The 12,375-nt window shown below is 73.0% G+C and carries 13 protein-coding genes; 7 read left to right on the forward strand and 6 right to left on the reverse strand.

Going from position 1 to position 12,375, the window contains the following annotated elements:
• Position 1 precedes the first annotated feature (1 nt).
• From O7625_RS18935 to O7625_RS18950, 4 genes are all read left to right on the forward strand, one after another.
• Entirely contained in the window at positions 2 to 442 is a 441-nt protein-coding gene (locus O7625_RS18935) for a DUF4188 domain-containing protein (RefSeq protein WP_282340286.1), read from the forward strand.
• Complete coding sequence (locus O7625_RS18940; protein ID WP_282340287.1) at positions 439 to 1,527, forward strand: GNAT family N-acetyltransferase; 1,089 nt, start codon at positions 439 to 441, stop codon at positions 1,525 to 1,527. Before O7625_RS18935 ends, O7625_RS18940 begins: the two co-directional genes overlap by 4 nt.
• Positions 1,528 to 2,517 (forward strand): nitroreductase, encoded by a 990-nt coding sequence (locus O7625_RS18945; RefSeq protein WP_282340288.1) that lies wholly within the window; start codon positions 1,528 to 1,530, stop codon positions 2,515 to 2,517.
• Positions 2,518 to 2,710: 193 nt separating this feature from the next.
• Complete coding sequence (locus tag O7625_RS18950) at positions 2,711 to 3,286, forward strand: hypothetical protein (protein ID WP_282340289.1); 576 nt, start codon at positions 2,711 to 2,713, stop codon at positions 3,284 to 3,286.
• A 54-nt stretch (positions 3,287 to 3,340) separates the two neighbouring features.
• Here O7625_RS18950 and O7625_RS18955 read toward each other — a convergent pair whose 3' ends face one another.
• Positions 3,341 to 4,804: a DHA2 family efflux MFS transporter permease subunit gene (locus tag O7625_RS18955; RefSeq protein WP_282340290.1), complete on the reverse strand. Its 1,464-nt coding sequence runs from the start codon at positions 4,802 to 4,804 to the stop codon at positions 3,341 to 3,343.
• A 72-nt stretch (positions 4,805 to 4,876) separates the two neighbouring features.
• Between O7625_RS18955 and O7625_RS18960 the strand changes: the two genes are divergently transcribed.
• Positions 4,877 to 5,356, forward strand: a complete 480-nt coding sequence (locus O7625_RS18960) for a MerR family transcriptional regulator (protein ID WP_282340291.1) — start codon at positions 4,877 to 4,879, stop codon at positions 5,354 to 5,356.
• Positions 5,357 to 5,380: 24 nt separating this feature from the next.
• Here the strand turns inward: O7625_RS18960 and O7625_RS18965 are convergent, their stop codons facing one another.
• From O7625_RS18965 to O7625_RS18980, 4 genes are all read right to left on the reverse strand, one after another.
• Positions 5,381 to 6,079: a class I SAM-dependent methyltransferase gene (locus tag O7625_RS18965; protein WP_282340293.1), complete on the reverse strand. Its 699-nt coding sequence runs from the start codon at positions 6,077 to 6,079 to the stop codon at positions 5,381 to 5,383.
• Complete coding sequence (locus O7625_RS18970) at positions 6,076 to 6,897, reverse strand: glycosyltransferase domain-containing protein (RefSeq protein WP_282340294.1); 822 nt, start codon at positions 6,895 to 6,897, stop codon at positions 6,076 to 6,078. The genes O7625_RS18965 and O7625_RS18970 overlap by 4 nt, the downstream gene beginning before the upstream one ends.
• A 195-nt stretch (positions 6,898 to 7,092) precedes the next feature.
• Positions 7,093 to 7,971 (reverse strand): AfsR/SARP family transcriptional regulator, encoded by an 879-nt coding sequence (locus O7625_RS18975; RefSeq protein ID WP_348773957.1) that lies wholly within the window; start codon positions 7,969 to 7,971, stop codon positions 7,093 to 7,095.
• Between the two features lie 200 nt (positions 7,972 to 8,171).
• Positions 8,172 to 8,450 (reverse strand): acyl carrier protein, encoded by a 279-nt coding sequence (locus O7625_RS18980; RefSeq protein WP_067303658.1) that lies wholly within the window; start codon positions 8,448 to 8,450, stop codon positions 8,172 to 8,174.
• Between the two features lie 565 nt (positions 8,451 to 9,015).
• Between O7625_RS18980 and O7625_RS18985 the strand changes: the two genes are divergently transcribed.
• Positions 9,016 to 9,867 (forward strand): SDR family oxidoreductase, encoded by an 852-nt coding sequence (locus O7625_RS18985; protein WP_282340296.1) that lies wholly within the window; start codon positions 9,016 to 9,018, stop codon positions 9,865 to 9,867.
• A 27-nt stretch (positions 9,868 to 9,894) separates the two neighbouring features.
• Positions 9,895 to 11,163 (forward strand): glycosyltransferase, encoded by a 1,269-nt coding sequence (locus tag O7625_RS18990; protein ID WP_282340297.1) that lies wholly within the window; start codon positions 9,895 to 9,897, stop codon positions 11,161 to 11,163.
• Between the two features lie 9 nt (positions 11,164 to 11,172).
• On the opposite strand, the gene O7625_RS18995 is transcribed toward O7625_RS18990, so the two are convergent.
• The gene (locus tag O7625_RS18995; RefSeq protein ID WP_282340298.1) at positions 11,173 to 12,273 is read right to left on the reverse strand and encodes a methyltransferase; all 1,101 of its coding nucleotides are present in this window, start codon (positions 12,271 to 12,273) and stop codon (positions 11,173 to 11,175) included.
• Between the last annotated feature and the right edge of the window lie 102 nt (positions 12,274 to 12,375).

The raw sequence follows: 12,375 nt of genomic DNA on the forward strand, positions 1-12,375 counted from the left end.
CATGCGTACCCGTGACTTCTCCCGAGCCCCCGCGCAGGCCCGCGCCGGCGCCATGTTCATCGGCGGCACCCGCTACACCAACCCGCTGGTGCTGCTGCGGCTGGCCCCGTCCTGGTTCCGGATGCTGCGCGACATGCGCCGGATGAACGGCTACTGCTGGCACACCGTCTACTGGCAGTTCCCGCTGACCCTCGGCACCATCGCGTTCTTCACCGACCGGGACGCGATGCTGCGCTTCGCCCGCACCCGGCACCACCGCCGGCTGATGGTCTGGCTGACCGACGGCACCCGCAACGCCACCGCCGGCTTCATCCGGCTCTACACCGCCAGCCCCGACGGCTACTCCAACGGCGCCTGGCGGGCCGAGGGCACCGAGATGGGGCACATCGACACCTTCACCCCGTTGGGCGCGGAGACGACCGGGCCGGCGGTGCGCCGATGAGCCCCGCCCGGCACCGCTTCGAGCGGGTCACCGACCGCCGCGACCTGCGTCGCTTCCTGGCCTTCGGGGACCGGCTGTACGCCGGCGAACCCCGCCACGTGCCGGTGCCCCGGCAGCAGATCCGCCGCTGGTGGCGCGACGGCGTGTCGCTGTACCTGCTGCGCGACGCCGCCGGCACGGTGGTCGGCCGGACCACCCTGCACACCGACGCCGCCTTCGACGCCAAGCTCGGCCGCCGGTGCCAGCTCTTCGGGCTCACCGAGTTCACCGAGCCGGCCGCGGGACCACTGTTCGACGCGATCTCCGAACACGCCGGCACCGACCGGGAACTGCTGTTCGGCCCGGTGGCCCTGCTGCCCAACCAGGCCGGCGGGGTGATCACCTCCGGGCACGCCGAGCGGGGCTTCGTCGACAGCGCCTGGAACCCGCCGTGGTACGCCACCGCCTACGAGGCGTACGGGTTCGGCCGCCGGTTCGAGTCCGACACCTGGATCTGCCCGGTGCCCGCCCCGGCGGAGCCGGCCCCGCCGGTGCAGGTCGACCGGGACGGCGCGCGGATCGCGCTGCACCACGGCGACGTCCGGCGGCTCGACGAGCAGCTCGACCTGCTGCGCGGGATGCTGAACGCCTCCTTCGCCCAGCTCGGGTACTACACGCCGATCTCCGCCGCGCAGTTGCGGCGACAGACCGACGGGCTGGCGTACCTGCTGGACGAGTCGTTGCTGCTCTACCTGACCCGGGACGACCGCCCGGTGGCCTTCGTGCTCTGCGTACCCGACATCAGCGAGTTCCTGATCGCCGTCCGGGGCGACCTGCACCTGGTCAACCAGGCCCGGCTGCTGGCCGCCCGCCGCCGCTACCGCCGGGAGGCGGTGCTGATCGTCAAGGGGGTGCTCCCGCAGCATCAGGGCCGGGGCTACCAACGGCTGCTCGCCGCGCACCTGCACCGCAACCTGCACACCGCCGGCTACACCACGCTGCGCAGCACGTACGTCGGGCGGGACAACCCCGCCTCGGCCGCCCAGTACCGCCGGCTCGGCGGTCGCCCGCTGCACGGCTACACCTTCTACGCCAAGGAGCGGTAGGTGGACCTCGACGCGTTCCGGGCGCTCGAACCGTGGTGCTGGCGGGCGCCGAGCGCCCACAACACCCAGCCCTGGCGGCTGCGCTACGACGCCGACGCGATCCGGATCGGCTGGGATCCCGCCCACACCCTGCCCGCCGCCGACCCCACCGGCCGGGACCTGCGGCTGTCCCTCGGCGCGTTCGTCGAGACCTGCCTGGTAGTCGCGGCCGATGCCGGCCTGCGGCTGGAGTACGCGGCCGACCACGACGAACGGCACGGGTGGGTGGGGTGGCTGCGGCCCGCCGTCGACCGCTACCCGACCCCCTTCCGCACCACTGACGTGTGGGAACGCCGGACCCACCGGGGCGGTCTCGCCGGGGGCGTGGAGCGGGACACCCTCGCCGCGATGGACGCGATGGCCCGGCAGGCCGGCGGAGCCGTCCGGACCGTGCCGCCCGCCGGCCGGCTCGGCGCCCTGCTGCGCGCCGCCGACCGGCGGCTCTACGCGGACCCGACGGTCGTCGCCGAGCTGCGCCGCTGGCTGCGGCTGGACCCCGCACACCCGGACTACCACGCCGACGGGCTCACCGACCGGTGCCTGGGGCTGTCGCGGCCCGCCGCCACCGGGCTGCGGGTGGCGCTGGCCGGGTACCCGGTGCTGCGTCCGCTGGGACTGCCGCGGCTGCTCGCCGTCGCCGCCGGCGACCCGCTCGCCCACGGCGGCACCGTCCTCGTCCTGCTCGCCCCGGAACACCTCGACCGGCCCGGCGAGGTGGAGTTCGGCCGGGTGCTGCTGCGCAACTGGCTGCTCCTGCACACGGCGGGGCTGGCCGCCCATCCGCTCAGCCAGCTCATCGACGTCCCCGCCACCCGGACCGCACTCGGCGCGTTGCTCGACGTCGCGCCGCACCGGCTGCTGCACGTCATCCGGGTGGGCCGGCCCCTGTTCCCCGCGCCCCGGTCGGCCCGCCGGACCACCGACCGCGCGGGACCGGCCCCGGTGCCCTGACGACGCCCACCGGCGCGGGCCCGGTCCGGTGGGCAGGTGGCCGTGGCCGCCGGGTATCGACCGGTCCCGACGGGAGCGGCTAGGCTGCGGGCAGGCTCCAGCCAGGCAGGGGGACAGCGTGTCACGCCGTACCGGTAGGCCGTCTTACCAGCTGTCCACGCCCGACTCGGGTCGGCGTCGGCGGCTCGCCGTCATGGTGGCGGTCGGGCTCGTCATCGCTGTGCTGGGCGGTGCCGTGGGATACGCGGCCGGTCGCCCGGACGAGGTCGAGTCGACCGTCGCCGACATCCGGCGGGCCGAGGCACAGCGGGACAGCGCGCAGATCGTCGAGCTGACCGCGACCGCCCGCCGGCTGCGGGAGGAGATCTCGCCCGTCCTCGGCGCGCTGCGGGCGGACCCGCCCGCCGACCGGCGACCCGGCCCGGAGCAGGCCCGCCAGTGGCGCGAGACGCTGCGGAAGGCGGTGGAGGTGTTCGCCGACCCGCCGTCGGGCGCGACCGCCACCAACGTGGCGCGCGGCGGGCTGCGCAGCGCCGTGGAGCAGACGTCCCTCGCCGTCGAGTCGTACCTGCTGGCGGTCACCGGGCCGCCCGGCCAGCGCGCCGCACTGACGGAGCTGGCGAAACGGCAGGCCGACCAGGCCGCCGCCGCCTGGTCCGTCGCCGCGACCCAGCTCGACCAGGTCAACGTGGATGGCGGTCAGGGCCACCAGCACGTCTACCTGGAGGGGGACCACCACGACGGGGCCGAGGAGGGCTCCGGCGGATGACCTTACCGCCGGCCCGACCGGCGGGAAGCGCCGCCGGCCCGGGGTCTGTCGGGTTCAGCGCCGGCCGGTGACCGTCCCGGTGCGCCCGCCGCCGGCCGGCACCGCACCCTCGATCTCCGCGAACAGCGCGGCGGCCCGCTCGGCGGTGCCCTTCGCCCACGGCGTGGTGCTGAGCAGACCCAGGGCGGTGATGCCCACGCCGAGACCGAGCACCAGCCACCAGACCGCGCGGGCGGAGTCGGTGAACGAGGTGCCGTCGCTGACCGAGCCGAGCATCGTGCCGGCGATCGCGACGCCCAGGGTGGTGCCGGTCTGCCGGCCCGCCGAGGCGAGCGAGGTCGCCACCCCGGCCATCGAGCGTGGCATGCCGGACACCGCGGTGTTGGTGATCGGCGGGTTGATGGTGCCCTGGAAGACACCGAAGAGCAGATAGATCGCGAGCACGGCGACGAGGGCGGTGGTCGGCCCGATCGTCAGGGACAGCAGGCCGCCGAGCGCGAGTGCGGTGCCCGACACGAGCAGCGGTAGGCGCGGACCGCGGGTGCCGACCACCTTTCCGGTGTACGGCGAGAGCAGGGCGATCAGCGCACCGACCGGGAGCAGGCTGAGCCCGGCGGCCAGTGCCGACATGCCGCGTACGTGCTGGAGGTAGAGCGTGGTCACGAACAGGAAGGCCCCGAAGGCACAGAGGGCGAACAGGGCCATCAGGATCGCCGAACTGAACGGCACGCTGCGGAACAGGCGCAACTCGAGCAGCGGATCGGTGCGGCGGGTCTCGTAGCCGACCAGGAGTACCGCGGCCACCGCCGCGACGACGAGCAGCCCCACGATGACCGGTGAGGTCCAGCCCCTCCGGTTGGACTCGATGACCGCGTAGACGACGCTGCCGAGTACCAGGATCACCAGGAGCTGGCCGACCGGGTCGAACCGCCGGGCCCGGGGTGCGTGCGACTCCGGCACGTACCTCGCGGCGAGGGCGAACGCGACCACCACGATCGGCACGTTGATCCAGAAGATGGAACGCCAGCCCAGACTGTCGACGAGCGCGCCGCCGAGGATGGGCCCCAGCGCGAGGGACAGGCCGGACATCGAGCCGAAGACGCCGATGGCCTTGGCCCGCTCGACCGGGACGGTGTACGTGTTGGCGATGATCGCCATGGCCACCGGGTTCAGCATGGTCGCGCCGACGGCCTGCACCGCGCGGGCCGCGATCAGCCAGCCGGTGCCCGACGCCGTTCCGCACAGCATCGAGCCGAGACCGAACGCGAGGAGACCGATCTGGAAAACCCGTTTGCGGCCCACCCGGTCGGCCGTGGACCCGGCCAGTAGGAGAAAGGCGGCCAGCACCAGCGTGTAGGCGTCGATGGTCCACTGCAGGCCGGTCACCGAGGCGCCCAGCTCCTGGTGGATGCGCGGCAGGGCGGTGTTGACGATCGAGATGTCCATCACCACCACGACCAGGCTGGCGCAGCAGATTGCCAGCACGAGCGACCGGTGCCGTGGGCTGAGATCGGTCATCGAGGTCCAATCGGATACGTACGGTAGTTGTGAACTGCCTTTTCGTGACAGCGTGATGCTAGGATTTAGAGCGTGCTCGAAGTCAAGCCGGACTCAGGACCGGGCCGGCGGTTCCGACCGGTCCACCCGGAGGGTGAGCCGGGCATCGCGATCGCCGAGGCGGCTCGGCGGACCGGCGTCAGCACCCACACGCTGCGCTACTACGAACGGGCCGGCCTGGTGATCACCGACGTCGGCCGTACGCGCGGCGGCCGACGGCGGTACCACCAGATCGACCTGGACTGGATCCGGGTCTGCACCCGGCTGCGGGCGACCGGGATGCCGATCAGGACGATCCGCCGCTACGCCCGACTCGTCGCCGCGGGGCACGGCAACGAGGAGGAGCGGCTGGCGCTGATGCAGGCCCACCGGGCCGACGTCCTCGCCCGGATCACCGAGCTCCGGGAGAACCTGGAACTCATTGACCACAAGATCGGCGTCTACCGCGGGCGGCTCGACGCGGGCAGCGCCGACCGGCTGTGGGCGCCCGCCACCGGGACGCCGACTGGCTGATCGCGGCGGCGAGATCCTCCCCGGTCAGACCGTGAACGCCGGGCCGGGGCGGCCGATGCCGATCCGACCGCTGGTGAGGCGGCGCTCGAACGTGACGCCGAGTTCCTGTTCCCACCGCGCCATGATGTCCTGCTCACCGGGCCGGTCGATGTCGTCGAGCACGACGGCGTGCTCCTCGGCGAGCAGCGGGGCGAAGAAGGGGCCAGCCGGGTACCGGGCGTGCGCGGTCTCGACCCGGTAGGCGGGCGGCCCGTCCACGACGAGCAGGTCGACGGGCCGGCCCGCGGTCATCTCCTTGAGGACGCTCTGGTCGTACCAGGTCGCCTCCTCGTGGGGCCAGGGGGACTGGACGGGCGTCAGCGGCGCGTGCACCACGGTGACCACGTCGGCCAGGCCCTCGTCGGCCAGCTCACGACCGATCAGCTCCGCCCAGCGCCGGTCGTGCTCGACGGTCCAGAGGTGCCCGCCGCGCTGCCGCAGCAGGCGACCGAGGTAGAAGGTGGAGACGCCGCTGCCCAGTTCGACGACGCAGCGACGGCGGTTGACGAAGACCTCGTTGAGCACCGCGACGACCCCGCTCGGCCGCATCGCGCTCTCGCTCCATGGCAGGTAGGTCGGGGAGAGCGGGGCCAGCGCCTGCATGGCCAGCAGGTCGTTGCGCTGGAGTTCGTTGCGTTGCAGCGTCGGGCGACGACGCTCCTCGAAGGACGGCAGTTCACTCACCGCGGTAACACCTCCGTCAGCCAGGAGGGCAGCTGCCCCTCGTCGAGCAGGTCCAGCACGACGGCCTTCGTCAACAAGGAGGCGAAGTGGACCTGGGCGGCACCGCTGGGTGTCTGGAGCCGCGTCCGGAGCCGGGCGTACTCCCGCCGGTAGCTGGGCGCCTGTCTGCCCCGGGCGCGGAAGTCGCTCGACCAGCGGGACAGCTCGCAGAAGTTGGTGACGGCCGGCGCGAAGTTCTCGAACAGGACCGCGCCGTTGTCGAGCCCGACGGTGTCCGGTTCGAGGAGGCGGACGAGGGTCCAGTAGTACTGGTCGCTGGGGCCGTACAACCGGTCGGCGTCGAAACCGTGGGTGCGGAGCTGGTCGAGGAGCGGGAACCGCTCGCTGGGCGGCGTGGGGTACCTGGCGCAGAGGGCCAGGATGTCACCGGCGGGGCCGATGAAGCCACCGCTGTTGAGGTAGGGGTAGGGGCGTACGGGCGGATCCCGGTGCAGGGCGAGGCCGACGCTGCCGAGCGGCCAGCTGTTCGACTCGGCGCTGAACACGACCGGCTGGGAGAAGGCCGCGTAGGCCGAGCGGAGGTACTCCTCACCCCGCAGGAACATCGTGTCGTACGCGTCGGTGAACACCACGAGTTCGTCCGGCGCGACGTGGCGGGTGAGGTGGTCGGTCAGGCACGCCCGTTTGTCCCGGGGGCGGAACCCCTTCTGGTCGGCCGTCAGGACGACCAGTTCGAGCCCCACCGCCTCGCAGGACGGCGCCAGCAGCCGTCGTAGGAAGGGATGCTCGGGGTCGGTCGCAATGGTGATGACCTTCATGTTCGGCGTCCCATCGTGCTGGTGGCCCGCGCCGCTGGACCGCGCCGGTTGCGCAGGGGCGGCCGCCGGTTCCGTGGCGAGTGCCGACCGGACGCCAAGCTATCGATCAACGGTGGTCGCTGTCGAGCGTCACCGCCCCGGGCCATGCCGGTCGTCGAGCCGTTCTCGAGCCCGGTTGTGGTCGGCATCCCGGCGTCACCGTCCCCGGGCCTGTGCGAGGACGAGGTGGTCGAGGATCTGGGTCAGCCCGTCGTCGCGCGGCGCCACCTCCAGCACCGGATCCTCGGCCAGGATCGCCCGCTGCAGCAGGCGCAGCCGGTGGGACGGTTCCAGACCCAGCTCGTCGACGAGCGAAACCCGCAGCCGGTGGAAGGCCTGCAACGCCTCCTGCCGCCGTCCGCTGCGGTGCAGGGCCACCATCAGCTGGGCGCACAGGTTCTCGTTCAGCTCGTGCTCGGCCGTCAGCATGGTGAGTTCGGCGAGTACGTCCTGGTGGTGACCGAGCCGCATGCGCGCCTCGATGCACTGTTCCAGGGTGTGCAGTCGGATCTGTTCCAGCGCCCGCAGCCGTGGCCCGATGACCGCACCGGCGCGGATGTCGACCAGCGCCGGCCCTCGCCACAGGTCGCGGGCGCGGGTCAGCAGCGCCGCCGCCTCGACGTTCTCGCCGGCCGCGAGGGCCTGCCGCCCGGCGGTGGCGAGCTGCTCGAAGGTCCGTAGGTCGAATTCGGTGGCGTCGAGCCGGAGCTGGTATCCGCCGGGCACGGTGACCAGCATCCGCTTGGCGATCTCGGCCACCGCAGCACCCAGGAGCTGGCCGAGGCACTTGCGGACCTGGAGGATGTACGTCTGGAGCGTCGTCTGTGCGCTGGCCGGTGGGTTCCGGCCCCAGAGGTCCTGGATCAGCGTCGATGCCTGTACCGCCTGATCCGCATTGAGCAGCAGCAATGCCAGCACGCTGCGCGGTTTGGGTGCGGTCAGGGCGATCGTGCGATCGGTGTGGCTAAGGACAAGTGGGCCGAGGATACAAATTTCCATATCCACCCTCAAAAGAAGGAAAAATAGGACCCTCATCGAGGTTCCCGATCGAGAGGCTAGCGTGTCCCGGCATCCCTGTCCGCAGTTTCTCAAGCCATTTCCGTCGATCGTCGCGAGGTCCGGGCCGGAGCGGTCCCGTGACGCGCCGACACGCACGATGGCGGTGACCGGTCATTCCGGTCACCGCCATCGTGCGTACGGTCAGCGGGTCCTCGGACCCGGGTCGTCGGTCGCCGTCAGCCCCGCACCCCGTCGGCCTGCGCGACCAGCGCCGCCCGCTTGGCCACCTCCGCGGCGAACTCGCCGAGGGTCATGATGGCCAGCGTCTCGATGTCGTCATCGTCGAACGTCACGCCGTACTCGTCCTCGATACGCATCGCGAGTTCGGACACGGCGAGCGAGTCGAGGTCCACGCCGGCCGGTCCGAGCAGGGAGTCCGGACCGGTGTCGTCGGTGTAGTAGTTCATCTCCTGGAGCGCCTGGACGGTGAACGCCATGACGTCGTCGGCTGACATGGTTCAGCTGCCTTCCTTTCGCGGGATGGTGCGGGGCGGCAGGCCGGCGGGCGGTGCCGACGTCCCCGGGATGGAGCCGGCCACCGACCTGACGCCCGGCGGCGACGCCGGACCGGGGGTGCGGTCGGCTGGCCGGGCGGGCGTCGACCCGTCCGGGATCGACCGCGATCCCACCGAACATGGCGGATTCAGGCGGTAGAGTCGATTTCTGCCACCGGCGGCCCCCAGGATTGCCACGCCTACCGAGCACGCATTTCCGAAATGCGTCGTTCGACGTTATCAGCGGACCATCGGGCCGGTCAATGCGGGACAATGTGGTCTCCACGCGTGCTGCAGCCGGGGCGACGGCCGGATTCAAGCATTTCTCAGCCCGCCGTCGAGGCCGTGGGTACCGCCTCCCGCGAGGGCTCCACTAAGGTTCCTCCGGAAACCCCGGCCGATCGAGCGGAGAGACGCGGTTGAATGTCACAGGCGTTTGCCGGTCCCCGTCGGGCGTCTTTCCGCCGGCCGTGACCGACCCCGCTCGGACCGCCCGGCCCGGCGTCGTCCCGGCGCGGGCGCGGGCATGACCGTGCCCACCCGCACCTGGCTGGTCACCGGAAGCTCGGCGGGACTCGGCCGGGCACTGGTGACCGAGCTGCTCGCCCGGGGCGAGACGGTGGCGGCGACCGCGCGGGATCCGCAGGCGCTGTCCGACCTGCGGCCCGCCGTGGCGGGCACCCTGTGGACGGCGCGACTCGACGTCACCGACCCGGAACGGATCCGGCGCGTCGTCGGTGAGGCCGTCCACGCGCTCGGCCGCATCGACGTGGTGCTCAGCAACGCCGGGTACGCGCTGGTCGGCGCGGCCGAGGAGGCCAGTCCCGACCAGATCGAGCGGCAGCTCCGGACGAACCTGACCGGACCCATCCTCCTGGCCCGGGCGGTGCTGCCGTACCTGCGGGCGCAGGGCCACGGCCGGATCGTCCAGATCTCCAGCATGGCCGGGCAGCGCGGCTCTGCGGGCACGGCGGTCTACTGCGCCAGCAAGTGGGGTGTGGAGGGCTTCTTCGAGTCGCTGGCCGCCGAGGTGAAGACCTTCGGGATCGGGGTGACCATCGTCGAACCGGGCACGGTGCACACCGGCTTCTTCGGCCGGGGCAAGGAGCTGACCGCCGCGCTGCCCGCGTACGCCGACACCCCGGCCGCGATCCTGCGCCGCCGGGCCGAGGACGGCCGGCTGCCCTGCCGGGGTGACCTGGCGAAGATGGCCCGCGCCGTCGTCGACGTCGCCCTCCGCCCGACCGCCCCGCTGCGCGTCGTCCTCGGCAGCGACGCGTACGGGTCGATCCGCCGGGGACTGACGGCCCGCCTGGCCGACCTGGAGGCCCAGCGGGAGGTCGCGTTCTCCACCGACCTGACCGACGGGTCCGCCTGACGACGCCGCGACCGGAGGGGAACGAGGATGCACATCGCCGTCCTGGCGCTCGGCAGCCGCGGTGACGTCTATCCATTGGCGGCGCTCGCCGCCGAGCTGGCCCGCCGTGGCCACCGGATCCGCATGGGCGCGTCGCCCAACCTGGTGGACCTGCCCCGGCGGCTCGGGCTCGACGTGGTGCCGGTCGGCTGGGACCAGCAGCGGATGATGCAGTCCGAGCAGGGCCGGGAGTGGGTCACCACGACCGACCTCGACCTGTTCCTCCGCCGCTCGCACGAGTCGTACCAGGAGCACGGCGACCGGTTCGGCGAGGAGGCGGTCGCGCTCAGCGAGGGCTGTGCGGCGATCGTCTGCGCCGTGGTCAGCGAGCAGTGGGCCACCGCGCTGGCCGAGGCGCGCGACGTGCCGCTCGTCGCGTACGACCTCACCCCGGCCCGGCCGAACGACGTGGTGCCGCATCCGCTGGTGACCCCCGACCCGCTGGCGGACGCCGCCGCGAACCGGGCGACCTACGTGCACTACGCCCGACGGGCCTGGCGGTACCGGCGCGACCAGGTGTTCCGGTTCCGCCGCCGGCTCGGGCTCGCACCGATGCCGCCGCGCCCGGCCACGCTGCGCCGGCCGTTGGAACTCCAGGGCTACAGCCCCACCCTGGTGCCCGGGGTGACCTGGGACGCCTACCGGCCGATCGTCGGCGACCTGCGGCTGACGCCGGCCGACCTGCACCGCGTCGGCATGTCGACCCTGGACCCCGACCTGGTGCGCTGGCTGGACGCGGGCGAGCCGCCGGCACTGGTCACGTTCGGCAGCACCCACATGCCGGATCCGGCCGGGATGCTGGCCGGCATCGGACGGGTCTGTCGCGGTCTGGGCGTGCGGGGGCTGGTCGTCACCGGCTGGGGCCTGGCCGGCGTCGACCCGGCCGCCACGCCGGAGCTGCGGGTGCTGCCCTACGTGGACTACGACCTGGTGCTGCCGCGCTGCGCCATGGTGGTGCACCACGGCAGCGCCACCATCACCGCCGCCGGGGTGCGCGCCGGCATCCCGACGATGGTCTGCTCGTCCTTCGCCGACCAGCCGTTCTGGGGCCGCCAGCTGGAGCGGCTCGGTGCCGGTGTGCACGTGCGGTTCACCGAGCTGTCCGAGCAGGTGCTGCGGGCGGGGATGACCCGGCTGACCGCTGAGCCGCTCCGGCGGCGCGCGGCCGAACTCGGCGAGCGGATGCGCGCCGAGCCGCACGGCACGCTCGTCGCCGCCGACGCGGTCGGCGGCTATCTCGCGGCGTGCGGCGGGTAGCCGGCCGGCTCAGGCGGGGACCGCCTCGATCGCACCCCCGGTCACGCCGGTGACCGTGAAGCCGGCGTCCGCGAGTAGCCGCCCGTACTCCTCGGCGGTGCGGTCCCGGCCCTCCATGAGGACCAGCATCAGCAGATCCACGATCCGGTTGCGGGGCGCTGCCCAGGCGCCCGCGCCGGCACCGGACTGCTCGGGTCGTGCGGGCAGCAGCTCCTCCAGCACCAGCAGCCGGGCGTCGGCCGGCATCGCCGCGCGGACCCGGGCCAGCACCCGGGCGGCGTTGCCGTCGTCCCAGTTGTGCAGCACCCGGCGCAGCACGTAGAGGTCGCCCCCCGGGGGCACGTGGTCGAAGAAGCTGCCGACGACGACGTCCACCCGGTCGAGCACACCGGCGTCGGCGAGCCGCTCGCGCCCCCGGGCGGCGGCCTCCGGCAGCTCCACGAGAACCCCGCGCACGTGCGGGCGGTCGGCGAGGACGCTGACGAGCAGGCCCCCGTCACCGCCACCGACGTCCACCACCGTGCGGACGCCGTCGAACAGGCCGGGCGGGGGCGGTGGTGGTTCGGGGACGGCGGACATCGCGCCGAGGAAGGTCGCGGCCACCGCCGGATGACCATCGAGGTACTGGTAGAAGGGCTCGCCGAAGCGCTCGGTGAAGGCGGGCCGGCCGGTGCGGACGGTCTCCAGCAGCCCGGCGAACGAGGTGAAGACCTCCTGGCCGTAGAGCACGGCGGTGTCCCGGACCGAGCCGGGCACGTCGGAGCGCAGATACTCGCCCATGCCGGTCAGCTCGACGTGGTCGGGGCCGGTCTGGCGCAGCACACCGGCGTCGGCGAGCGCGGCGAGCAGCCGGCGGAGCGCGACCGGGTCCAGTCCGGCGGCGGCGGCCAGCTCGGCCCCGCCCGTGGTGCCCCCGGCGATCCGGTCGGGCAGGCCGAGCAGGGCGAACACCGAGCAGGCCTGCGCCGTCCAGGTGGCACAGAGGACGTTGAGCAGCCGCTTGCGGAAATAGTCGCCGTCCCGCCCCGGCCGTGGCCCGTGCCGTGGCGGAACCGGATTCCGGGACCGGTCGGAAAGGGGTTCCGGGACCTCGTGCTGCGACGGCGTCATCGTTCTCCACTGAGGCTCTAGTGAATGTCCAGAGAAGCGCGGGTCGGAAAGGCGTGCCACCTCGGTATCGTCGACACCGGTCCGACGGATCCTCGCATCGGC

This window comes from Micromonospora sp. WMMD714 (assembly GCF_029581315.1).
Classification (GTDB): Bacteria; Actinomycetota; Actinomycetes; order Mycobacteriales; family Micromonosporaceae; genus Micromonospora; species Micromonospora rifamycinica.

Coding starts and splice junctions, on each gene's coding strand:
- O7625_RS18935 (WP_282340286.1), top strand. CDS start 2: ATGCGTACCCGTGACTTCTCCCGAGCCCCCGCGCAGGCCCGCGCCGGC.
- O7625_RS18940 (WP_282340287.1), top strand. CDS start 439: ATGAGCCCCGCCCGGCACCGCTTCGAGCGGGTCACCGACCGCCGCGAC.
- O7625_RS18950 (WP_282340289.1), top strand. CDS start 2,711: ATGGTGGCGGTCGGGCTCGTCATCGCTGTGCTGGGCGGTGCCGTGGGA.
- O7625_RS18955 (WP_282340290.1), bottom strand. CDS start 4,804: ATGACCGATCTCAGCCCACGGCACCGGTCGCTCGTGCTGGCAATCTGC.
- O7625_RS18970 (WP_282340294.1), bottom strand. CDS start 6,897: ATGAAGGTCATCACCATTGCGACCGACCCCGAGCATCCCTTCCTACGA.
- O7625_RS18975 (WP_348773957.1), bottom strand. CDS start 7,971: ATGAGGGTCCTATTTTTCCTTCTTTTGAGGGTGGATATGGAAATTTGT.
- O7625_RS18980 (WP_067303658.1), bottom strand. CDS start 8,450: ATGTCAGCCGACGACGTCATGGCGTTCACCGTCCAGGCGCTCCAGGAG.
- O7625_RS18985 (WP_282340296.1), top strand. CDS start 9,016: ATGACCGTGCCCACCCGCACCTGGCTGGTCACCGGAAGCTCGGCGGGA.
- O7625_RS18990 (WP_282340297.1), top strand. CDS start 9,895: ATGCACATCGCCGTCCTGGCGCTCGGCAGCCGCGGTGACGTCTATCCA.
- O7625_RS18995 (WP_282340298.1), bottom strand. CDS start 12,273: ATGACGCCGTCGCAGCACGAGGTCCCGGAACCCCTTTCCGACCGGTCC.